The organism is Clostridium sardiniense (genome assembly GCF_016907995.1).
In the GTDB taxonomy this organism is placed as follows: Bacteria; Bacillota; Clostridia; order Clostridiales; family Clostridiaceae; genus Clostridium; species Clostridium sardiniense.
The window spans coordinates 1-25,222 of sequence record NZ_JAFBDA010000033.1; the positions used below are offsets into that span (position 1 = coordinate 1).

Sequence of the window (25,222 nt, forward strand, 5' to 3'; positions counted from 1 at the left end):
ATTAATATATTATAAACCATATATGTATATGATTTACAAAATATTTATAATATAATTATACTTTTTTGAAAAAAATGGTATAATAAAGTTGATGTATTTACTTAAATTAATATTTTTAACAAATTTTATTATTTAATCACAAAAAAATACAAAAGATAAAAGGGGAGATTTAAAATGAAAAATTCTTTTGACTTAGATTTAAATGTTCAAAAAAAACAACAACCTACTAGCTTTTATACAATTAATACACTTTCAAAACTTTGTACAATTACTTTAGTTGGATGTCACAATACAGGAGGACTTACTACTTGCACAGGAACATCACGTTGTAATACAAAAAATGAATGTATAGTGTAATGCTATAAAATTTGAAATTGATATAAGTAAATACATCATTATTTTATAAGGGGGATGTATTTAATGGTAAAAAAAATAAAGGAAATCTCAAATGAAATACATTTAACTCCATTTACTCATTTTGCTTTAAGAGTACCAGCTTATTCTATAAACATGTATTTAGATAAAGAAAACTGTGACTTTTACGATATTTTTCAAAATGATTCGTATTTTCGTGAAGCAATTTTTTGGGCAAGTCCAGATCTATATAATTCTATAGTATCTTCAACAAATAAAAGTATAAAAAATAAAAAAATGATAGATATTTCTCTTAAAAATTATTATAAAAGAATGTCAAGCAGGGCAACTCCATTTGGAATTTTTTCTGGATTCACAGTAGGGAAATTTTCAAATAAGACTATGCTAGAAAAATGCTATAATCTTAAAAAAATATATAGAATTAGTTATGTATGGCTTTTAGATATTATAAAGGAAATGGAATCTAATTATAAAATTCTTAGGCTTATTAAAGCTAAGTTTAATGAAAATGTATACATACAAGATAATAGATTGTATGTATATGATAATATGGATACTAATTCTATATCATCAATAGAATATACAGAACAAGTTAATAATATATCAAAATTTGCTGAGACTCCAATAAACATTGAAAGTTTAGTTAAAAAAATGATAGAGATATATGGAATTGAATTTAAAGATCAAATTATAAATTTGATTTTAGGATTAGTAAAAAATAGATATCTTATTAGTGAATTTAGAGAAGAAGATATTAAACTTAAAAATATTATAAATATTCTTGAACAGGCAAACTTTTGCAATGAATATGTTAAAGATCTAAAAGTAATAGATGAATTGGTTTTAGACCTTAATATTAGTCAAAGATTTAATGAGTATAAATGTAATAAATTAATAAATATTATGCGAAAATTAAATAAAACTACTGATTATATTCAGGTTGACACTAAAATTGAAGATATAAATATATCCATAAATAGTGAAGTGACTGATTCTTTATGTGAAGCATGTAAATGGATGTGGAATATGTTTGGATGTTCTAAAGAATACAAAGAACAAAAGGATTTATTTTTATCTAGATTTATTGATAGATATGGTGAAAATATAAAGGTTCCAATAAGAGATCTATATATGAATGATCTTGGATTGGAAAATATAATCAATAGTTTTAGAGAAAACAATTCTATAGAATTTAATAAAATTAATACGTTTATTATAAAAAAAATGAATGATTGTATGTTAAAAAAAGAAAAAGAAATAGAATTAAGTGATATAAATTTAGATTTTAAAACTCCAGAAAAAGATATTTTTATAAGTGATATGGAGATTTATGGTAGATTAATATCTATTAATATAGATGGTAAAGATGATTTTAAATTTATTATAAATAATTCTAATTATGGTGATAATATTGGAGCATCATTTGGAAGGTTTTGTGATCTTATAGATGATGATGATTTTTTTATAAATTTAAATAAATTGTATACTAATGAAAATATTGAATATTTGCAACTTCTTCATCAATCTCATGATTCTAAATTACAAAATGTTATAAGAAATTTAGATATTCTAGATAAAAACATGAAGTTGAATATTTATGATGATAAAAGTAGCATTGGTATAAATGATATAAGTGTAATTTATAAAAATAATAGATTATATTTATGGTCTAATAAGTTAAAAAAACAAGTTAAGATAGCAAAATTACATATGCTTAACTATACTCTTATGCCTAATATATATAAGCTCATATTAATTATAGATAGATTTAATGAATCTATTCCTAATATGTCTATATTTAATGAATTAACATGTTATAGTTATAGTCCAAGAATTAAGTATAAGAAAATAATTTTAAAGCCTTTTACATGGACAATTAGAGATTATTTTTTAGATGATTTTACTGAAGAAGGTTGGAGAAGTTATTTTAAAGATTTCAAAATAACTAATCAGGTGGATAAGTATGTGAGTTTGTTAAAATATGATAATAAATTATTAATAAATACGGAAGATAGAGAAGATATAGAATTTCTTTTTGATATTCTTAGAAAAGAGAAAATGTTTGTTTTAGAAGAAATATATAGTTTAAGTGAACATCAGCTTATAGAAAGAGGTAATGGAAAATATTTAAGTGAAGTTATTATTCCTATAAAAAACGATAGTATGAAAAATAATTTTATTAATAATCCAAAAGACATATGCAATCATGAAAGTTATCTTCTAGGTGAAAATTATGTTTATATAAAGTTATATGTAGATAAAAATAATATGGATTTAATAATAACAGATTATTTATATAGTTTTATTGAAACGTTATTAAAAAATTTGGATATAGATGAAATGTTCTTTATTCGATATGAAGATGATCTTCCTCATTTAAGAATAAGGCTAAAAGGAAATAAAGAAAATTTACTTAAAATAATTCCAGAAATAAATAAATTCTTTAATAAATTAAATGAGTTTTCATTATCAAATGATATAAGTTTTAATTTATATAATCCAGAAATAATCAGATATGGTGGAAAGAAATATTTTAAGTTTGTAGAGCAATATTTCTATTACGATTCTTTATTTGTTATGAGAGTTTTATTAAAAATAAAAAATAAAAGCATAAAAACTTCTATAGAGTCAATTTTAGTAGCTGCTATTATAAATATGTTTAATTCAATGGGATTGTCATACGAGGAGTGTTGCGAATTTATAGATATAAATGATAAAAGTAAAAAGGATATTATAAACTATAGGGATTATAGAAATGAAATACTTAACATTATAACTAATAATAATGAGATAGAATTTAATAAAATTAGAGAATTAATTTATGAAAAAGATAAGGAATCAAATTTAAAAAAATTAAGAGAAATTAATGATAAAAATTATATGTATTCTATTGTAAATAGCTTAATACATATGAGTTGTAATAGATTTAATTTCTCAGATATTTTATTTGAGATAAAGGTTAGAGAACTTTTAAGATGTGCTTTAAGAGATCTTAAGTTTTGGAGAAATCATATACAATAAAGTTGATATTATTAAAAATATCAGGGGGTATGTTATAGTGGTAAAGATTAAAGATTATAATTGGGCAGGGTATAAGATTAATAATAATCATAGAAGTTCAATAGAAAAGATATGTAATGAGTTGATTAATAGGCTTTCTAATCCTAAAGATACTATAGTTAATGAGGATATTTCATTAGCAAGTGGGACTGCTGGAATAATAATATTTTTAAATGAAATAGATAAGGTTCTTAATATTGATACTAAAGAATTAATTCATAAATATATAATTTTTAGTAATGACTATATATGCAACTATTTAAATGACTTTTCTTTATATAGTGGAATAACAGGCTTTAACTATGCAATATCTTTAATTAATGAAGATACAGGAAATTATTCTAAATTATTAAAGACATTAGATGATTTATTCATTGAAAATTTTACACCAGCTTTAAATAAGATTATAGATAATAAATTAGATGATAATTTTGAAGCCAAGTTTGACTCTGAAATTGACTTAATTAGCGGGTTAATGGGGATAACTAGATATATTTTATTGAGAAAAGATAATAACGATGATATGAAAAATTTGCTGTATAAAATTTCTAATTACCTTGTAAAGTTATGTGAAGATAAAAATTTAAATGGAAAACGTGTAAAAGGATGGATTATGAAAAGAGTTGATATTGATGAAAATAACAAAATTATATTCACAGATAAATATGAATATAATTTAGGTATAGCACATGGGCTTCCTGCAATTCTTGCTATATTATCATTATTGATTAAAAATAATATTGAGGTAGATGGACAAAGAGAAGTGATAAAAAATATTCAGGATTGGTTATTAAAAATTAACACTATTGTAAAAGATGATATTTGGCCTTGTTATGTAACTCAAAATAATAATAATTATGAATTAGGTGAATATAAAAGAATAGCTTGGTGTTATGGTAATCCAGGGATAGGGATACCAGTTTTATTATCAAGTGACGTGTCTAATACTAATGAGATTAACAAACTTGCTAATAATATTTTAGAAAATATATATAATATTCCAAGAGAAAAATGGATTATATCATCTCCAATGATTTGTCATGGGTATGCCGGAATATTGCAAGTAATATTCAGATCTCGTAATAAATACTTAATTTGTAATCATTCAGATGAGCTTATAGATAAATTATTATATAATATCAATTTAAACAAAAAGTTTTGTTTTGATAATAATGACATAAATAGATCTTATGATATCCCTGGATTTCTTACTGGTTCAACTGGAATAGCATTAGTATTACTAAGCTCGATTTCATATAATTCACCTAAGTGGGATGAAGTGTTATTACTTAGTTGAAACTAATAAAAAATAAGCTGCGTAAATGCGGCTTATTTTTTTATGTATAATTCAAAACTATATTTATAATGTATTTTGTAAATTTAAAGAGTTGTATTGTATATCATATAGTTTTTTATACTCTCCTTGTTTTACTATCAATTCATGATGTGTACCACTTTCTATGATTTTACCATTTTCTAAAACTATTATTTTTTTTGCATACTTAGCATTTATAAATCTATGAGTTATAAAGATTCCTATGTTATTATCTATTAATTCTAAAAATTTATCGAATAATAATTTTTCTGACAAAGGATCAAGAGCAGAGCTTGGTTCATCTAATATAAATAAATCTGAATTTCTAAAAAATGCTCTAGAAATAGCGACCTTTTGCCATTGACCTCCTGATAATTGGGTTCCCTCAGGAAACCACACACCTAATTGAGAATCAAAACCATTCTGAAAAAGAGTCATATCATCATATAACCCTGAATTCTTACAAGCATTAATTAGTTTACTATCATTATTAATTGATGATAAATTAGCAACTCCAATATTATCTCTAAGAGTTAATTCATATTTTAAATAATCTTGGAAAACTGTTGATATTTTTCTTCGTAAACTATATGAATCAATATTTTTAATAGATATACCATTAATTAATATATCTCCTGAGGTAACATCATATAGTCTAGTTAATAATTTTACAAGCGTTGTTTTTCCAGATCCATTTTTACCAACAAGGGCAATACAATCACCTTTATTTATTATAAGGTTAATATTCTCTAAAGCATAATCATCCCTGTTAGGGTATTTAAAATATACATTTTTAAATTCTATTGTATTAATTTCGTTTATTTTTATTTTAGAAATATTATTTTCATCTAAAGAGGAGTTTGGAACATCTAAAAATTCAAATAATTGATCTAAATACAAATTATTTTTATACATATCAAAAATTGTTTTTGCAAGGCTCTCGACATTAGATTGAACTAATGATACAGCCTTTATAAGACTAACTGCTGTACCTATTAATATCTCACCTAGAAATGCAGTCCACGTTATCAATAGAAAAGTTAAACAAGATGCTATTTGTTGTATAATTTCAGATAAGAATATTACTATAGTTTTTTGTTTTACTATATATTTATCTTGTTCAATGAATTTCTTATTTATTGACTTGTACTTATTCAACATATAATTTCCTAGATTATAAAATTTTATCTCTTTAAATGAAATATCATTAGTTAATATATATCCGATATACCAAGATTTCCTTTGAAGATTAGTTCTTTTCCAATTGGTGATAAATTCTAATTGTCCTACTTTTAAATTATAAATAGCTGAAATTAAAGGTACTAGAACCAATATCAAAACTACCCAAGGTTTCCATAGTATAATAACAAGTGCTGAAGAAATTAAAGTAACTACATTACTAATAATAACTAGAATAGTGGTAAAAATTTGATATGGTCTGAATGAGATTTCTGATTTAGCTCTTGAAAGTTTATCATATATTTCGGAATCTTCAAATTCTTTCAATCCTAGATGATTAGCTTTATCCATTATATGTACGTTTAATTTATATGATAATATTTCTTGATATATAGCATCAAAATATTCTTTAATTAGATTTAAAAAATCATTTAGTATTGATATACCTATAAAAATACTAAATGCTATTAAAATTTGATTAAAATTTTTATTTAAATTTATTTGAAGTTCATTTATAAGAGACTTTGATGCTAGTAATGAAGCAGTTGGTAAAAGTCCAATTATGAATGTAAGTATTATAATAATACTTAAGTAAAGTTTATTTGTATTCCATAATAATTTCAATAATCTAGGCCATTGATTAAATGATTTTAACATATCTATAAATTTAACATTTATATCTTCCTGTTTAAGATTTACATTTTGATTCATAATTTCCTCCTATACTCAATATTTTTATTAATATGGTAATATTTAAAAATACTAACATAAATAATTATATATTGAATAAAAGGATTTTATATGAAAATGATGTAAAAAAATAGTAAATTATGAAATTCAATACAATTAAATTAAAAAATTATAGACTTTTAATCACTAGGTAGATATAATGTATATGCATGAAAAATTATGCATTAACTACAGGGGGAAAGTCATAAAATGAAAATAATATTAGAAAATGAAACAGGATTAAGAAAACAAGTAAAACAAGGATTTAGTTGGACAACATTTTTCTTTGGAGGTTTTGTTCCATTATTTAGAGGAGATCTAAAATGGTTCTTTATAATGTGGATCTTAGCAATACCAACGTTCGGAATAAGCTGGTTAATAATGCCTTTTATTTATAATAAAAAGTATATTGAAGGGTTAATGATGAAAGGCTTTAGAATAGTACAATAACAGTTAAATCTTGAACTATTAAAGAGAAGATTTAATTATAACCTCTTTAATAGTTCAATTAAGAATATATGATTAAAACTGTTATTTTAATTAAAATAACATATGACTTTAGTATAAAAATATCTTGAATCCTAACAAATTTATTGTAAAATATAATTATATATAAATTATTGTTCAATAGGAGGTAATTGCAATGAAGAATAAAGGAATCAATTTGTATGAGATCTTTAAAAGTTATTCATATAGCCAATTGAAAGATTTATTTAAAAATGCAAAGACAAAGGAGGAGCAAGATTTTTATATGACATTATGTAATTTAGTATTAAAAGAAGAGCAAGCTAAGATTATAGACAAATAAAGGATACGTTGATATTACATATATAAAAATAAATAAAAAATAATATTGACATGTAAGAAAAGAAAGATTATAATAATAACTGTCGAAAGGCAAACAAGAAAAATAGTTATTCCGAAAGGAGCTGATTAAGTTTGATTGTTTAAACAATATAATTAAAAACTTATAAAATAACAATAATAAAATAATTAAAAAATAAATTAAGTTTTAAAGGAGAGAATAATTTATGGCAAAAGTTTATAATGCATTTGAATTCGTTGGAGGAGTAGAAATAAGAAAGGATACAGAAAAGTTTAAGTCATATGAAAAGCAAGAGTTTGAAAGTGGTTGGGTTAAAGAAAAATTAATGATAAATGTGAAGACTGGTGATTCATCAATGTTAGTTGAAGTATCAGATATGTACTCATCAAAACCTGGACATGTATTAAAGAAGAAGGCAAAAGGCACTAAAAATGAAGATGGATCATTTACAAAAGGTGGAGATATACAAATACCTTGGAAGGATAGAAATACAATAGCAGCATTAGAAAATGTAGCTAATTGGCAGAAATATATATTAGATTTTTCAAACAATAAAGAAAGATATGATCTAAGAAATATTATAGAGAAAATTGAAGAGAACGATATATCAGATGAGGATAAGGCTCTTTTAATTGAAAGATATAATACAAATGATGTAAATCAATTAAAAGAAAAACTTAAGGAAATGGAAGCCATGAAACATGAATTTTTAAGCAGAATAGATTTAATTAAGAAAATACAAGAAGAAATACCAAAGCATCCAGGAATGAGATTTAAAATAACAGGAAACATTAATTTTTCTCAAAGTCCAAAAGATAATAGAGTCTACAGATCATTTGAAGTAAATAGAATAGAAAAAGCTTTAGATTCAGATAAAGTTGGATTAAAAGGTAATTTAGATATTTTCTTTAATGATATGTCATTAGATGAAGAATCATTTGAAGAAACAAAGAAATACATAATAACAGGATATGTAAAAACATATGATGGACAATTGCAACAAGATATATATGTACCTCAAACATTCATAATGGATACTTCAAAATTAGATTTAAATAATCCTAAACATAAAGCGAGAGTTAATATATTAATCAATCCATTTAAAGATTGTGATGAGGATTTAATATATGAGTTACAATATGTAGTTAAATTTGCAAGGGGTTCAGAAAAGAAAGAAATTCAGATGGAGGATTTAACACAAACTCAAAGAGATTATATAGAAGCTGGTTTAGAGAGCTTTGAAGAAATCAAAAAGAAATTAGGTGGAAATACATTTGGAGATAAGGTTGATGAAACTAGATTAATAGGAATAAATATAAAAGATTATCCAGATGGTAGAGAGGAAACAGATTTAGAATTATCAACTATGTTAGTAGATAAGCAATCTGCATTAGAAAGTCAAAATACAGAAAAGACACAAGATAATTCAATAGAAAATGGTTCAGAAGAATCAGATGATGATATGGAAGATTTATTATAATAATTTGCTATATATGAGTCTGAAATATGACTCCTATAATAAAATAAATAAAAAATAATTATAAATTAAAGGGGAGATTAAATTATGGCAAGAAGAAGTTTTAAAAAAAATCAAGTAAAGGCAAGTATATTAGGATATTACTACTACATAAGAGGTGTAGAAAAAGCTGGTAAAACAACTTTATTCTATGAAATAAATGAAGCGTTATATGGAAATCAAGATCATGGATTATTAATATCTATGGGAAAAGAGGATGGTTATAAGACTTTACCAGGAATACAAGTCGAAGTTATAGATGATGCAACTAAGATAGACGATAAAGGTAAGGTTAAAACAGTTAAAACAGCTTGGAAACAACTTGTTGAACTTGTTGATGATCTCGTACTTGATAAAATGGACAATGAAACTGAAATAGAGCTTTTAGGGATTGATACATATGATGAGCTTTGCAGATTAGCATCAGCGGAGGTTGTAAGACAATCAAATAAAGAAAATCCAACCAAACAATGCAAATCAATAAATGCAGCTTGTGGAGGTTTTAATGGAGGATTTGAAAGATTTGAGCAGATTGTTGAAGAACAATTGCATAGATTAAGAGCTGTTGGATATACATTATTCGTAATATCTCATACTAAAGTAAGAACAATTAAAGAAAAAGGCATGAATGAAGATGATTCATATCAAATGCTTACTACCAATTTAGATAGTAGATTTGATAACGTAATAGCACATAAGGCTGATGTTATAGCTACTATTCAAGTTGATAAAGATATTAAAGATGGCAAACTTTTAGGGACAAAAAGATATATACATTTTAGAGAGGACAATTTTGTTAAAGCAGGATCAAGATTTAAAGAAATTGTTGAAAAGGTTGAGTTATCAGCTCCTAATTTTATTAAAGCTATAGAAGATGGAATTAGAGCTTCCTTAAGAAATAAAATTTCTGATGAAGATTTTGAGAAGAAAAAGCAAAAAGATAACGAAGAAAGAAAAGAGAAAATAGAACACATCAAAGAAATAAATGAAGCCATTACAACAACAGTTGATCCAGAAGAAAATGAAAAAATAAAAGAACAAATTGTAGCTAAGTGGAAATCAGCCACACAGGAACAAAAAGATAAGGCTAAAGAAATAATGAACAAGTTTAATATTAAGAAATTAACTGAATATGATTCAAATGTTACAGAGGGAATGAGACAAGTATTAACTATACTTTAAAATATATATGGAGGGAGATTTTCCCTCCAATTTCTTAAATAAAATGAGGTGGTATATTGGCTAGAAGAAAATGTAAATGTCAAATATGTGGTAAACAATTGACTACTGATATTGCTTTTAAATTATTTAATGGTAAAAGGAATTTATACTATTGTGATTCAGTGGAATATGAAATATATTCAGAAGAAAAAGAGAAAGATAAAAGAAACAAAGATGAATTATATGCAAATATATGTGATATCTTAGGTTATAAAAGTGTGAATTCTCAATTATGGAAGGAAATGATTAGTTTAAATAAATTATATTCGTGGGAAGAAATGAATGGCTTATTAAAAGATAAGATGGATTCAATAGCGCAATTAATATTAGAAAATGATATTGAAAAAGAATATAACAAAATAAGATATATTTTTGGTGCTTTAAGTAGAGATATACATGATTATTCTGAGGAACAAAAGAAAATAAAAAATAAAAAGTTACAAATAAAAACTGATATTAAAGAGATAAATGAAGAAATTGAAGAAGTGAATCCAGAATATAGTTTCAAAGCAAAGACCATAACAGATTTCTCAAATTTATTTTAGAGAGGTGACAGAATGACTGATTACATAATAGATAAATATAAAAACATAGATGGTAGATTATTAGAAAGTAGATTAACATTAGAAGGTAAAATAATAGGTTGCTTATGGAGTAATCCAGATAGCTTTGATGATTATAGAGATTTAAATTTAGAAAGCTTTATAACAGAAGATGGTAGGTTTTATTATAAACTAGGTAAAGACATGGCTGAGAAAGGATATGAGTATTTCGATGAAGTAACGGTATCTACATATTTAGATGAAAAACCAACCGTAAAAGAGGGATTTGCTTTAAGGGGTGGATATATATCAATTAAACAAGCGATGGAAAGCGTTAATATAAAAAATATATCTATATACATAGATGATTTATTTAAAAAGAATATGATAATTGAATTTAAAAATGAAGGCTTTAATATATTTGAGCCTATTATTATTACAGAAAACAATCAAGAAAAAGAACTTGTACCGTTTGAATTATTTAAGAATATGAACTCTCAGCAAGTAGCAGAGTGGTATGATTGGAGATTACAAAGTATTACTATGTCTAAAGCTATGGGGAATGTTAAAATAGTAGATTTAGATCTAGATGATAAATTTATTAATGCGTGTGATAGTGGTGAAGAGACAGGATTGCCTTATAACATCTTAGGGAAAGATATGAATGATAAAATAATATGGGGTTCTCCCATAATGAGTAATGCGACGTTAGGAATACATAGAGGTGATGCAGAGCTAATAGGAGCTTATTCTGGAAAAGGAAAATCTTCATACATAGTAGAAAATAGAGTATTGCCAATTGTATATAATAAAGAAAAAGTATGCATTATGGCTAATGAGATGAATATTGATAAATATAAAGGGATGATACTTCCTATGATACTATCTCATTTTTTTGGATATTACGGAATTACTAGAAGAAATCTTAAAAAAGGTGGTTTTATGAAAGATCCAGAAAAAGCTGCAATGGTAAAAAAAGCGCAGGAATATTATAGAGAGCATTTCTTAGGGAAAATAAAATTCGTTGAATTAGAAGACTATAGTATGAATTCAGTTCAAAGGGTAGTAAAAAGATTAGCAAGACAAGGTGTTGCATATTTTGTATATGATACATTTAAATCTGAAAATATGGCAAATGAAAATACAAGAGGAAAACTAATAGAAAACTCTAAAACTTTATTCCAATTGGCGAAAAAATATAATATTGGAATGACTATAGTAATGCAATTAGCTATACATACAGAAGGAATGAGATTTTTAACATCTAGTTGTTTATCAGAAGCAAAGGGGGTAAAAGAAGTTTTATCAGAAATAATTATCTTTAGAGAATTATGGAATGATGAATATCCAGGAGAGAAATATGATGTTAAGCCATATGTATTTATAAAAGATAAAGAAAGTGGTAAATATACAAATATAAAAAAGGAAGTGACTTTAGATCCAGATAAGAAATATAGAATCTTCTTTTTAGATAAAACAAGAAATGGTGATGATGGGCAAGCTATTATCTATCAATTTGATGGAAAATATAATAGATGGTATGAGATGGGATTCTGTATGCCTAGTCATATAGATAAAAGAGGTAAATAATTTAATTTAGGCAGAAAGTAGGTGAAGTTAATTGAATGCCTTAGAAATAAAAGATTATCTTTTAAATAATGAAAATAAATTGATAGAGCTATTAGAACATATAGGGTTAGCTAGTCTACATAAAAGAGGAAATGAATTAAGATGTGCTATTGAGGAGGGGGCAAATCCAACATCTATTAGAATAAAGCTCAATGAGAATTTATCTTATTCAAACTATGCAGATGGCTTAGGAGGAGATATATATTCATTAGTAGGATGGAAAATTGGAAATACAAAAAATGATTTTGTTAAGAATTTTAAATATGTTTGCAATTTCCTTAATATAAATGGGACTTTTAAAAAAAATGAAAAACCTAAAATATTCGGTGGTATATTTACAGAGATACAAAAACATAAATATAATCCTTTATCAAATGAAATAGTCACATATCCTATGGAATTGTTGAATTCATATGAGGAATCACCCAATCAATTGTTTCTTAAAGATGGTATAAGTTTAGAAACTCAAGTTAAATTTAAAATAGGATATGATTGGTATACTCATAGAATAACTATTCCTGAATTTAATTGTGAGGGAGAATTGATTGGGGTCACTGGAAGATGGAATGGATATGATTATGAAGATTATGGCGTTCCAAAATATTTTCCAATAATAGAATTTGAGAAGTCAAAAGTATTATTTGGGTATAGCCAAAACTATGAGCATTTATTGAATAATCATATATGGTTATTTGAATCACAAAAATCTGTAATGAGAATGGATAGCTTGGGGATATATAATTGTTTAGCTTTAGGAGGACGGTTTATATCACCTATACAGCTTAGATACATACAAAGTCTAAATCCTAAAAGTATTATACTTGCTTTAGATGAGGGGATAGAGGAAGAAGAGTTTATAAAAACTTGTAATGAATTAATATCTCAAAATATTTTCAATAAATATAAGGTTGGATATTTATTTGATAGAGATAACACATATTTAAAAAAGGGTTCAAAAGACTCACCAGCAGATCTTAAAATAGGACAATTGAAGAAATTTAGTAAGAAAGTGAAGTGGATAAATTAATGAGCGATAGAAATTATGAGATTAAGGAAGAAAATAAGGGGCTTCCCATATATAGTTTCAGTAAACTAAGTACGTATCATCATTGTAAATATGCTTATTTCCTTCAATATATAAAGCATATAAGAGGTAAACAAAATATTTATGGGGCTACTGGAGAATCGGCACATAACGCTGCACAAGACTTAGTAAAAAATAAAATAAATAATCAGCAAGCATATAAAAGGTTTTTAGAAGAATTAGATGAAACTTTAAATATTTTAGGATTAAATTTTCCAACAGAGAAAAGTGGTATAAACTATAAAGAATGTGTAGGAGATTTTATACTAAGATATAAACCTAAACACAAAAAGTATGATATTGAAAGAGGTTTTGATGTAATAGTTGGAGATTCTAAATCTGTAATGTTAGGTTTTATAGATTTAATATACTGGAATGAAGATGGAACAATTGATATAGTAGATTATAAAACAAGTTCTCAATTTTCTAAGAAAGATTTTGAGGAAAAGAAGCTGCAGCTGTTAGCCTATGCTTATGCTCTGCAAAAAGAAGGATTTAAAATTAATAAATTATATTTCAATATGCTTAAATATTGCAATTTAGAATGGGATGAAATAAATTCAAAAAAACAATTAGTACATAAAAGTTTAAAATCTGATAGAAATGCTATAGGCTTAAAGTTAAAAGCTACTGCAAAAAGATTATTTAAGAAAATGGGATTAGATGATATAGAAATAGAATCAAGAATAGAAAATATGATAAAAACAAATAAAATTGATGATTTATTATCCGAAACTATTGAAATTACTGATTTTTGTGTTAATGTTTCATTTGAAAAACAAGATATACAAGATTTTATTAATTGGTTTGAAAATACAATAAATGATATAAATGAAAAATGTAAGGACTTAGATGAAGAAAATCCTTCTGATAAGAATTTTCCACCTGTCCAGATAAATAAAGGAAGTGAGTTCTTTTGTAATTTATTATGTGGACAAGATTGTAAATATTTTAATGAATATAAAGAAGGAAATAAAAATAGTTATCAAAATAGAAAAAAAACTATGGAAGAGACAATAGATGATTTGGAGGATCTATTATAAGATAAATAAAAAAATAGAGGTGGAGAATGAAAAGATATCAAAATTATCACAAGCATACATCATGGAGTAATATATCTACTCCTGATAGTCCTGTTTCGATAGAGGATTATGTAGATAGAATAATTGAATTAGGACATAATGTGTTATCAAGCGTTGAACATGGGTGGCAAGGTCATTATTATAGAGTATATGAAGCTGTTCAAAATAAAAATGCAGAATTAAAAAAAAGAAGGGATCAAGGGGAAAGGAATGTTCCAGAAGACTTAAAATTTATATTTGGAACAGAAGCGTATTGGGTAAAAGATAGATTTAGCAAAGAAAAGTATGGTCATATTATATTATTAGCTAAAAATGAAGAAGGTAGAAGAGAGATTAATGATATTTTATCAGAAGCTAATATTACTGGATATTATAATAAGCCAAGGGTTGATTTAGAATTATTAATGTCTTTACATAAAGAAAATGTTTTTATAACAACTGCTTGTATTGCTTTTTGGCAAATAGAAAATGCAGATGATGTAGTTAAACAATTAAAAGATCATTTCCAAGATAGTCTATATTTAGAAGTTCAATATCATAATACTGAATCTCAAAAAGAATTAAATAGTCATATTTTAAAATTATCAAAGCAATTAAACATACCATTAATTATGGGGTGTGATAGTCATTATATACATACATCAGATTCAGAGGAAAGAGACAACTATTTAGAAGCAAGAGGTATGTTTTATGAAAACGAAGAAGGTTGGTACTTAGATTATCCATCTTATAAGGAAGCTTTTCAAAGATTTAAAGAGCAAGGTGTTTTAACTGATGAGGAAATAGAAAAAGCCATGGATAACACTAATATAATTTTAAATTTTGATGATATTACATTCGATAAAGATATAAAATTGCCTTCATTATATCCAGGTAAATCTCAAGAATGGAAAGATAAAAAATTAAAAGATTTAATAAATGCAGCATGGAAAAGAGATTTTGCACCTTATTTATCCAAAGAGCAGAAAAAAATCTACATGGAAGGTGTAAAAAATGAATATCAAACTATAACTGAAACAAAAATGACAGATTATTTTTTATTGGACTATGAAATAGTTAAGGAAGGAAAGAAAAGAGGTGGTATTATATCACCTACTGCTAGAGGATCAGGTGGATCATTTTTTATAAATACATTATTAGGATTTAGTAACCTTAATAGATTTGAAGCACCTGTAAAATTATATCCTGAAAGATTTATGAGTAAAACAAGAATATTAGAGACAAAGTCACTCCCAGACCTTGATCTTAATTTAGGTACTGTTGATATATTTGCACAAGTACAAAAAGAATTATTAGGAGAAAACCATGCTTATCCTATGATAGCATTTGGACAATTAAAAGATTCATCTGCTTTTAAATTATATTGTAAATCACAGGGAGTCCCATTTGAGATAGCTAATAATGTTATTAAACAAATTAAATCATATGAGAAAGCTTTGAATAATGCAGAAGATGATGAAAAAGAATTTATTCATCTTTATGATTATGTTGATGAGAAATATGAACCTTATATACAAGAGAGTAAAAAATATAAAGGTATTATTAATTCAAAATCTTGTCACCCGTGTGGCTACTTCTTATATCAAGGGGATATTAGAAGAGAAATTGGATTAATTAAATGTAAATCTGAAAGTACAAAAAAAGAATATATTACTACCGTTGTTGATGGGTATGTTGCTGAAACATATAAATTTGTTAAAAATGATTTACTTAAAGTTGATGTAGCTAATACAGTTCAAAAGATCTATGATAGTATTGGTATTCCTAAACATAATATTAGAGAACTAACTGAATTAGTTAAAAATGATAAAAAAACATGGGATATTTATGCTAATGGATATACATTAGGTGTAAATCAAATGGAAAGTAATTTTGGGGTACAGTGCTGCAAACAATATAGACCTAAGAACATAGCTGAAATGACAGCATTGGTATCAGCATTAAGACCAGGATTTAAGAGTATGCTAAGTACTTTTTTAGCTAGGAAGACATACACTACTAGCATAGCCGAATTAGATAATTTATTAGAAGATAGCTTCCATTATATAATGTATCAAGAGTCAATTATGACATACCTAGGTTGGTTAGGTGTAGAGCAAACCGAAACTTATGCTATTATTAAAAAAATAAGTAAAAAGAAATTTAAAGCTCCAGAATTAGCAGAATTAAAAGAAAGACTTAGTATTGCTTGGATAGAACATACAGGAAAACTAGATGGATTTGAAGAATCATTCCAAATAGTAGAAGATTTCTCAAGATACGCTTTTAATGCTAGTCATGCTTATGCTTATGCGTATGATAGTATATATGGTGCATATCTAAAAGCCAATTACCCTTATCATTTTTATTCAGTTATGTTACAAACTTATACTGAAAAAGGTAAAAAAGATAAAGTAACAGCTTATAAAAAAGAGATGCAAGAAGCCTTTGGAATACTAGAGGGTGTATATAAATTTAGATTAGATAATAGAAAATTCTCAATAGATGAGAAAAATCATAGAATAAACCCTTCGCTATCTTCTATAAAAAATATGGGCAAAAAACTTCCAGGTGAATTATATGATCTTAGAAATAATACATATAATAGTTTTATAGAATTATTAAAGGATATAAAAGATAAAACCTCAGCCAACAAAACAATGATAGATATTCTTATAAAAATGGACTATTTTAGTGAGTTTGGGAATCCAAATGAATTATTATCTATAGTTGATATATTTGAGTTATGGAATAATAGAAAAACAATAAAAAAGGACAAACTAATAGAACTAGGATATAATATTGAAGATTTTAAACCTTATGGCAATGAAACTGAAAAACAATTTAATAAAATTAAGTCAGAACAAATAATAAACATGCTTATATCAAAATTGAATGTTAAAACAAGTATATTTGAAAGATTAAAATATGAATACGAATGTCTAGGATATTGTTATTCTAAATATCCAAAACATAAAGATAAAGCAATAATTCTTAATATAGATGCTAAATATTCTCCTAGAATAACCATATATAGATTAGATGGAGAAGAAATAGTCTATAAAGTATTAAAGAGATCTTTCAATAAAAATCCTTTTGATGAATTTGATATGATACAGATAGGTAAAATAGGCGAGAAACAAAAACAAAGAAGAATAGGTACCGATGAAAACGGAAAAGGTATCTATGAACCAATAGAAGGTTCTTATGATGATTGGCTTTATGGATGGAAAAAATTAAATAATTAAACAATATTGATAACCTTAGTCTTTACTAGGGTTATTTTTATAGAAATAAATAAAAAATAATATTGACAGATATAATGGAGGGGTGTATTATAAGTACATAAGATAAATGAAAGAGAGGTTATGAAAATGGCAGCGACAAATAAAAATAGAAAATATGATAAGTATGAAATAAAGATAACTTATCATAATGGAGATATTGAGGAAGTTAATTATAGGAGCAACATTGATACAAGTAACTATAAACAAATGCTAAATATATATAGACAGACAAAAGAGGAATACTTAAATAATAAAGATGTAGCTATAATTGATTTCGTAGGCATTTCAGAACAAGGAGAAATAGGAATATTATTTACAAAAGAAGTCTCAAAGTATGTTGAACCTAATATGTTGGATGACTTAAATAGAGACTGTAGGAATGTAATAGATGATATTATAACGCTCTTTAATGTCTTAAAGAAGCAAAAAGACTATTATAAAGAAATAGCTGACGAGTGTGAAAAAAGAAGAGATACATTACTACATGAAGTATTATTGATTAAAAATGACAGTACAAAAAATAGAGAGCTATTGGAGCATAATTTAATTGTTAAGCAAGGAGATAACGAAGTAAGAAGAAAATTTGCTAAAAATAATATTAAAGATCTAATATCTTTAAACAAGAAATTTAATATAAATTCAACAATAAATATATTAAAAGAGTTCTCAACAGAAAGAAATTTAAATGGTTATGATAAAGAAAGTCCGAAAGAATATAAGAATAGAGTAGAATTTAAGGTTACATATAAAGATGATATAGCAAGAGTTAGGCTAATTAAGCAATATAAACATAAATATGATGAAATGAAAAATGATGTAGTAAATAAAACCTTATATTTCTACAATCATGTTGGGGAAGGTAAGAGAAAGAGTAAGAAGAAAATAAGTATCAAATAATACAATAAATAAAAAATAAGTAATTAAAATCAGGATTTTAATTTAAGTTATATAAGGAAGAAGAAAGTGAATATTAAAGGCTATCAAAATAATAAATTATTAATATCCTAAGTATTAATAATACTTGTATTAGATTTACTCGTAAATGATTAATAAATCATACAAAATCAAGTCATAACATAAAAATATCAATAAAAAGGGGGTTATTTCAAATGAATAAAGGAACTTTATATACAAGTTATTTTGTTAATTGGAGACGATGGAAACAATTAAAGAATACATTCAACATAGCAATTACTAGATATAAGCCTAAATATATGGATTTCAGTAAAGAAGGGATTGAATTGCTCCAAGGTTTAGCTCCAACAAATACATTATTAAATACATATAAGAACGGATTAATAACTGAAAATCAATTTAGAAATGAATTTATAGACTATTTGAGTATAAATATAGACTCTATTAAAGATTTAAATGAAGTCAAAAAGTGCTTAGATAACGGAACTAATGTTTTATTACTATATTATGAATCAAAAAATAAATTTTGTCATAGGCATATAATAGTTGAAATATTTGATGAAGCAGGATATAACATTAAAGAAATTTAATTATAAAATGTAAGGAGGATAAAATAAATTGGAAACAGACTTACTAAATTACATAATAGACAATTCAATAAGTAATAAGGAGGTATTTGAAAGATATTCTAACTTAATACAAGAATTAAGTAATATTGAAAAGCTAAATCATAAAAATATAACAAATGAAATTAAAACTGTCATAATGCAGCAATGTGAGAATCATTTAAATGAAATTAAAGATTATTATGATGAATTTAAATACGATTTTAATAATAATAAATATAATTTCATTCTTTTAATGAAAGAAACGTTAAAAATATATTGTAATAAAGAAGACATATGCTATATATGTGGAGATGATTTAGAATACAGTATGTATAAAGAGAGTAGAGGAGAATATTTTGGTTTTCCCTCATATGAGAATATATATAAGGCACATTGTTCTAATGGTTGTTTTTAATATAAAAATAAATAAACAATATTGTTAAAGGGGGTGATGCAATGAAGAAATTATTACTAGGTTCTATAATTATAACCTCTTCTGTTATAACTTCAATAGCAATTCATAATAATTATATACCTAGAATAGATACTTCAAAAGTTGGATTAGTAGAATATAAGAACATACCAAAATTAACTCCTAATTTAGATATTCTAAAAAAACTTATTTTAAAAGCAAGAGTTAAACAAGAAAAGGAAAGATTAAAGTACATAGAGGAACAAGAACAATTAAAAAAAGAAAAAGATATAGATAGAAAGGTTGAATTCACACTAAGTTTTTATACATCTCTTCCTGAAGAAAATGGTGGACATACTGTTACTTGTAAAGGGGAGAAACTTAAATATGGAATGGTTGCATCTAATGTATATAAATTAGGCACTAAAATCAGTCTAAAAGACTATGGTGTTTTTACTGTTTCTGATAGAGGTGGTTCTAATTTTAATAGTCCAAACAGATTAGATGTCTTAATTGAACGTAATGGAGGTGAGAATGATACGGAATATTTAAATAGAGTAAATAATATGGGAAAATATACTGTAACAGGATACATAGAAAATAAAAAAAATAAATAATTTTAAGGAGGTCTTCTTATGAAGGATAGTGACTCAATTAGAGAGACTATTAATAAAAAAATGATACGATTTCATGGGAATAACTGTCTTGATTTAAAAGAAAAAATGAAGCATAATAACATCATTGATATAAAACGAGAGATAAAAGAAACTGAAAATAAATCATTACAAAATGACTTTAAATCGTTCTTAAACAAATCTAATTCTCTTACCAATGACGAGAAGAATGGTGCTGAATTATTCTTAGAATACCTATTAAATAATTGAGGAGGAATTATATGAAAGAGACAATAAAAATAACAAAAAGAGATGGACAAAAGGTGGATTTTAATAAAGAAAAAATAATTAATGCTATTATGATGGCTATGAAAAACGGAAGCGGTATAGTTAAGGAAGATATAGCTAAAAAAATAGCAGATCAAATAGAGATGAATTTAATTAAAGGGATAACTAAAGAAACTGTACAAGGGATAGAAACAGATGTATATTATAAGCTTATATCATTAGGAGAAGAAGAAACTGCTAAAGCTTATGAAGGATATAGAGCTATACAGGAATATAAAAGAGAGGTTAACACTACAGATGAAAGTATTCTTAAATTAGTAGATATGACTAATGAAGATGTTATAAAAGAAAACTCAAATAAAAATGCTGCAGTAGCATCTACTCAAAGAGATCTAATAGCTGGAGAGGTATCAAAAGATATCGCTATGAGAAAGTTAATTCCACCTCATATAGTTCAAGCTCATATGAATGGTATATTGCATTGGCATGATATGGACTATACATTACAAAAAATATTTAATTGCGATTTAATTAACTTAGAAGATATGCTTCAAAATGGGACTGTTATAAATGAAAAATTAGTTGAGACTCCTAAGAGTTTTGAAACAGCTTGTACGATAACAACTCAAATTATGGCTCAAGTATCTAGTGGACAATATGGTGGGCAAAGTATAACGATAAGGCATCTAGCACCATTCTTAAAGGTTACTTATGATAAATACTATAAGAAATATATAGAAATGTTTAATGATGAATGTATAGCTAAAAAGTTAGCTAAAGATAGGGAGTTAGAAAGTCTTAAAGCTGGTATACAAACAATCAGATACCAACTTTCAACTTTAAACTCTACAAATGGTCAATCTCCATTTGCAACTATCTACTTAGAAATAGTAGAAGGATCAGAGTTTGAGGAAGAAGAAGCATTAATATGTGAAGAAATGATAATACAAAGACTTGAAGGTATGAAAAACTATAAAGGTCAAGAAATTGGAGAGGCGTTTCCTAAACTTATATATGTATTAGATGAACACAACTGCTTAGAAGGCGGAAAATATGATTACATCACTAAGTTGGCAGCTAAATGCAATGTTAAAAGATTAGTTCCTGATTATCAATCAGCTAAAATCATGAGACAAAATTATGAAGGCAATAACTTTCCTCCTATGGGTAAATAAAACTGCTCATATAAAACCTTGTGAACCTATAAATATAGGGTGTACAGCTTACGTTAAGGATTGTTAGGAAATGAACAATAGAAGTTGTGCTAACTGGGAAACCTAAGTCGAAGGATATGGCAATCCAGTGCCAAGTTATATAATCTTCTAAGTGAATTGGAAGTGATAATATATGATAGTATATAAAATAATTTGTAAAGTAAATAATAAAGTTTACGTAGGTCAAACATCAGAAAGTCTTAAGCAAAGATTTAGCAGACATATGGGATATCAAAAATATGAACATGATACTAAATTTTATAGAGCTGTTAGAAAATATGGGGTTGAAAATTTCGAAATATTTCAAATAGACACAGCTACAAATCAAGATGAGCTAGATGAAAAAGAATTATTCTGGATAAATAAATTGGATGCTGTTAATAGTGGATATAATTCTAAAGCCGTTAAAGGTAAATGTGGTGGCGATACATTATCATTTCATCCTAATAAGACTGAGATATCTGAAAAAATAAGACAAAGTAAACTTGGAGATAAGAACCCTATGAGAATCAATGGAGGACTAAAGGGGGAGAGAAATGGAATGTATGGAAAGCGTGGAAAATATAATAAAAATTCAAAAAAATGCGTATCCGTTTCTATAAACGATCCTAGTCAAGTTCTAATATTTGATTCAATACAAGAATTACAAAAATATCATAAAGTAACAACTGATACTATGGTATGTTTTAGATGTAATGGAAGAACAAAATCTCCTTATAAAGGATATTATTTTAAATATTACGAAGATTATATAAAAGGTCAACAGACTATCGAAAACATTGCTATAAATAGCAAGAAGTTAGTAGAGTACATTTGAAGTGAAATTCTTCATTTGGAAGTGCAAGGCATTACATTAATGTATGTAATGAAGATATAGTCGGAGCGAGTAATCAGTATAGAAATGTACATCTCGTTTGTGTAGATCTCACTTAAGTTGTTGGAAAGATGAAAATGGAAACTATAAATGGTATGGTAGATTTAATCAAGGTGTTGTTTCATTAAATCTACCTCAAATCGGAATAATCGCAAATAAAGATATGAATTTATTCTGGAAAATACTCGATAAAAGATTAGATCTTTGTAAGGAAGCTTTATTAGTAAGGCATCATTTACTAGAAGGTACATTAAGTGATGTATCACCTATTCATTGGCAACATGGAGCTATAGCAAGATTAGAAAAAGGTGAAAAGATAGACCAATTATTACATGGTGGCTATTCAACTATATCATTAGGATATGTTGGTATATATGAAATGGTTCAATCCATGTTAGGCATAAGCCACACAACTCCTAAAGGTGAGAAATTCGCATTAGAAGTAATGAATAAAATGAGAGAGAAATGTGATGAATGGAAGAATGAAACTGGTATAGGCTTTGGTTTATATGGATCTCCTGCTGAAAATTTAGTATATAGATTCTGTAGAATTGATAAACAAAAGTTTGGCGAAATACCAAACGTAACAGATAAGCTATATTATACCAATAGTTACCATGTTAACGTAACAGAACCTATAGATGCTTTCAGTAAGTTAAAATTTGAAGCTCAATTCCATAGCATATCTTCTGGTGGATGTATCTCTTATATAGAAGTACCAGATATGAGTAAGAATTTTGAAGCAGTAGAAGAAGTAATTAATTTCATCTATCATAACGTTCAATATGCAGAAATAAATACTAAACCTGATATATGTTATAAGTGTGGCTTTACAGGGGAAATATTAAACGATGAAAATTTAAATTGGTACTGTCCAAACTGTGGAAATAAAGATGAAAAAGAAATGCAAGTTATGAGAAGAACTTGTGGATACATTGGTACAAACTTCTGGAATAAAGGAAGAACACAGGAAATAAGAGAAAGAGTAATGCATTTATAATTAGGAGGGTATATCCCTCCTAGAAAGGAGATGTTTATATTGAATTATGCAGAAATCAAGCCTTTTGATATTGCTAATTCTCCATATATAGGATCTACTATTTTCTTTAGTGGTTGTAAATTTCATTGTAAAGGATGTTTTAATGAGGTTGCCTGGAACTTTGATTATGGTAAACCTTATACTAAAGAAGTAGAAGATAGATTTATATCTTACTTAAAGCACGAAAGAGTTAGAAATGCTAATATTTTAGGTGGAGAACCATTCCAACAAGATTTAGATATAATACTCGGCTTAGTTAAAAGAATAAAGTTAGAAACTAACGTAAATATATGGATGTGGACTGGAAATTTATTCGAAGACTTAATAAAAAATAATAAATGTATGAAAATATTAAACTATGTTGATATATTAGTTGACGGGCAATTCCAAATAGAGAATAAAGATATTAATTTACGATATAGAGGTTCATCTAACCAAAGAGTAATAGATGTACAAGAATCATTAAGAAAAAATAAAACAATTTTATCTGATAAATACAATAAATAACAAAGGGGAGAAATTTTAATGGAATTAAGAATTAAATATTTTGATGGAGCAACAGAATTAGAGAAAATAAGCAAAGGTAATTGGATCGATGTATACGCAAACAAAGATGTTTTCGTACCTTATATGGGGCATGCAATGATACCACTAGGATTTGCATTAGAATTACCAAAGGGATGGGAAGGTCATGTAGCCCCTAGAAGTTCAACATTTAAAACTTGGGGAATAATACAAACTAACAGCGTTGGAATAGTAGACGATACATATATAGGTGATAACGATCAATGGCATATTCCTGTTCAATGTACTATGGCAAAAGTTAGTGAAAAGCTTGAATTGGAAGGAAATAAAGTTACTATGATGGGAACTTGGATAAGAAAAGGAGATAAGATTGGTCAATTCAGAATAATGGAATCAATGCCTGAAGTAACATTTAAAAAAGTAGATTTACTTGGGAATGAAAATCGTGGGGGATTTGGAACTACAGGAACCAAATAATTTTATTGAATTATATTGAATTTTTGTATATATATGGTATAATGTTATTGTAAGGTTAATCACATGTTTTGTTGTATATAATACTCCATATTCTAAAATTGAATTAAACCAATTTTGAGGTTAATATTAATAATCCAAAATACACTTCTTATATTTTAATTCTGTTTATTTAAGTAAAAAAATAGTCAAGAATAATTAAAAATTAAGAAAAGGAGTTGATTCACTTGGAGATTATTACAAGAAACTTTGTGTTTAAACTTACTCCCGAAATGGCTAAAATTATACTATCATTCATACTTATAATACTTAATATAAAACTATAGATTTCGGATTTTTGGGGAGAGGGGGAGGCTATTATAATAAGCTTCTCCTTTACTTTACCTACTTCTATTTATAAATACTAATATATAATTTTAAAAATAAGCAAAAAAA

22 protein-coding genes and 1 pseudogene are annotated in these 25,222 nt (G+C 26.0%); 22 read left to right on the forward strand and 1 reads right to left on the reverse strand.

Annotation, left to right across the window (positions count from 1 at the left end; translation table 11 throughout):
- The first annotated feature begins 174 nt into the window (after positions 1-174).
- The 3 genes from JOC62_RS17450 (at position 175) to JOC62_RS17460 (ending at position 4,732) form a co-directional block, all read left to right on the forward strand.
- Positions 175-357, forward strand: a complete 183-nt coding sequence (locus JOC62_RS17450; RefSeq protein ID WP_204596559.1) for a hypothetical protein — start codon at positions 175-177, stop codon at positions 355-357.
- A gap of 63 nt (positions 358-420) precedes the next feature.
- Complete coding sequence (locus tag JOC62_RS17455; RefSeq protein ID WP_204596560.1) at positions 421-3,396, forward strand: lantibiotic dehydratase; 2,976 nt, start codon at positions 421-423, stop codon at positions 3,394-3,396.
- A gap of 37 nt (positions 3,397-3,433) precedes the next feature.
- Positions 3,434-4,732: a lanthionine synthetase LanC family protein gene (locus JOC62_RS17460; RefSeq protein ID WP_204596561.1), complete on the forward strand. Its 1,299-nt coding sequence runs from the start codon at positions 3,434-3,436 to the stop codon at positions 4,730-4,732.
- A 63-nt stretch (positions 4,733-4,795) separates the two neighbouring features.
- Here JOC62_RS17460 and JOC62_RS19500 read toward each other — a convergent pair whose 3' ends face one another.
- Entirely contained in the window at positions 4,796-5,554 is a 759-nt protein-coding gene (locus JOC62_RS19500) for an ATP-binding cassette domain-containing protein (RefSeq protein WP_423883155.1), read from the reverse strand.
- 1,314 nt (positions 5,555-6,868) lie between these two features.
- On the opposite strand from JOC62_RS19500, the gene JOC62_RS17470 reads away from it, so the two are divergent.
- From JOC62_RS17470 to JOC62_RS17560, 19 genes and pseudogenes are all read left to right on the forward strand, one after another.
- Positions 6,869-7,108 (forward strand): DUF2628 domain-containing protein, encoded by a 240-nt coding sequence (locus JOC62_RS17470; RefSeq protein WP_204596563.1) that lies wholly within the window; start codon positions 6,869-6,871, stop codon positions 7,106-7,108.
- A 193-nt stretch (positions 7,109-7,301) separates the two neighbouring features.
- The gene (locus JOC62_RS17475; protein WP_204596564.1) at positions 7,302-7,466 is read left to right on the forward strand and encodes a hypothetical protein; all 165 of its coding nucleotides are present in this window, start codon (positions 7,302-7,304) and stop codon (positions 7,464-7,466) included.
- A 223-nt stretch (positions 7,467-7,689) separates the two neighbouring features.
- Positions 7,690-8,964 (forward strand): hypothetical protein, encoded by a 1,275-nt coding sequence (locus JOC62_RS17480; RefSeq protein WP_204596565.1) that lies wholly within the window; start codon positions 7,690-7,692, stop codon positions 8,962-8,964.
- A gap of 84 nt (positions 8,965-9,048) precedes the next feature.
- Positions 9,049-10,182 (forward strand): AAA family ATPase, encoded by a 1,134-nt coding sequence (locus JOC62_RS17485; RefSeq protein ID WP_204596566.1) that lies wholly within the window; start codon positions 9,049-9,051, stop codon positions 10,180-10,182.
- A gap of 56 nt (positions 10,183-10,238) precedes the next feature.
- Positions 10,239-10,766, forward strand: a complete 528-nt coding sequence (locus JOC62_RS17490) for a hypothetical protein (RefSeq protein WP_204596567.1) — start codon at positions 10,239-10,241, stop codon at positions 10,764-10,766.
- 12 nt (positions 10,767-10,778) lie between these two features.
- Positions 10,779-12,353 carry a DnaB-like helicase C-terminal domain-containing protein gene (locus JOC62_RS17495; protein WP_204596568.1) on the forward strand — a complete coding sequence of 525 codons (1,575 nt, stop codon included), beginning with the start codon at positions 10,779-10,781 and terminating at the stop codon, positions 12,351-12,353.
- Between the two features lie 31 nt (positions 12,354-12,384).
- Positions 12,385-13,419 (forward strand): hypothetical protein, encoded by a 1,035-nt coding sequence (locus JOC62_RS17500; protein WP_204596569.1) that lies wholly within the window; start codon positions 12,385-12,387, stop codon positions 13,417-13,419.
- Positions 13,419-14,519 (forward strand): RecB family exonuclease, encoded by a 1,101-nt coding sequence (locus JOC62_RS17505; protein WP_204596570.1) that lies wholly within the window; start codon positions 13,419-13,421, stop codon positions 14,517-14,519. The genes JOC62_RS17500 and JOC62_RS17505 overlap by 1 nt, the downstream gene beginning before the upstream one ends.
- 26 nt (positions 14,520-14,545) lie before the next feature.
- Positions 14,546-17,785 carry a PHP domain-containing protein gene (locus tag JOC62_RS17510; RefSeq protein ID WP_204596571.1) on the forward strand — a complete coding sequence of 1,080 codons (3,240 nt, stop codon included), beginning with the start codon at positions 14,546-14,548 and terminating at the stop codon, positions 17,783-17,785.
- Between the two features lie 126 nt (positions 17,786-17,911).
- Positions 17,912-18,721: a hypothetical protein gene (locus tag JOC62_RS17515; protein ID WP_204596572.1), complete on the forward strand. Its 810-nt coding sequence runs from the start codon at positions 17,912-17,914 to the stop codon at positions 18,719-18,721.
- Between the two features lie 212 nt (positions 18,722-18,933).
- Complete coding sequence (locus tag JOC62_RS17520; protein WP_204596573.1) at positions 18,934-19,329, forward strand: DUF488 family protein, N3 subclade; 396 nt, start codon at positions 18,934-18,936, stop codon at positions 19,327-19,329.
- 28 nt (positions 19,330-19,357) lie between these two features.
- Positions 19,358-19,762 (forward strand): hypothetical protein, encoded by a 405-nt coding sequence (locus tag JOC62_RS17525; RefSeq protein WP_204596574.1) that lies wholly within the window; start codon positions 19,358-19,360, stop codon positions 19,760-19,762.
- Positions 19,763-19,803: 41 nt separating this feature from the next.
- A complete protein-coding gene (locus JOC62_RS17530) occupies positions 19,804-20,376 on the forward strand; it encodes a hypothetical protein (RefSeq protein ID WP_204596575.1) in 573 nt (190 codons plus the stop codon).
- Between the two features lie 18 nt (positions 20,377-20,394).
- Complete coding sequence (locus JOC62_RS17535) at positions 20,395-20,643, forward strand: hypothetical protein (protein ID WP_204596576.1); 249 nt, start codon at positions 20,395-20,397, stop codon at positions 20,641-20,643.
- Positions 20,644-20,654: 11 nt separating this feature from the next.
- Positions 20,655-21,836: an anaerobic ribonucleoside-triphosphate reductase gene (nrdD, locus tag JOC62_RS17540; RefSeq protein WP_207758211.1), complete on the forward strand. Its 1,182-nt coding sequence runs from the start codon at positions 20,655-20,657 to the stop codon at positions 21,834-21,836.
- A 172-nt stretch (positions 21,837-22,008) separates the two neighbouring features.
- A complete protein-coding gene (locus JOC62_RS17545; RefSeq protein WP_204596577.1) occupies positions 22,009-22,692 on the forward strand; it encodes a GIY-YIG nuclease family protein in 684 nt (227 codons plus the stop codon).
- Between the two features lie 100 nt (positions 22,693-22,792).
- A pseudogene (nrdD, locus tag JOC62_RS17550) lies at positions 22,793-23,749 on the forward strand (anaerobic ribonucleoside-triphosphate reductase); the annotation flags it as partial.
- 39 nt (positions 23,750-23,788) lie between these two features.
- Entirely contained in the window at positions 23,789-24,295 is a 507-nt protein-coding gene (nrdG, locus tag JOC62_RS17555; RefSeq protein ID WP_204596578.1) for an anaerobic ribonucleoside-triphosphate reductase activating protein, read from the forward strand.
- Positions 24,296-24,313: 18 nt separating this feature from the next.
- A complete protein-coding gene (locus JOC62_RS17560) occupies positions 24,314-24,790 on the forward strand; it encodes a dUTP diphosphatase (RefSeq protein WP_204596579.1) in 477 nt (158 codons plus the stop codon).
- Positions 24,791-25,222: the final 432 nt, after the last annotated feature.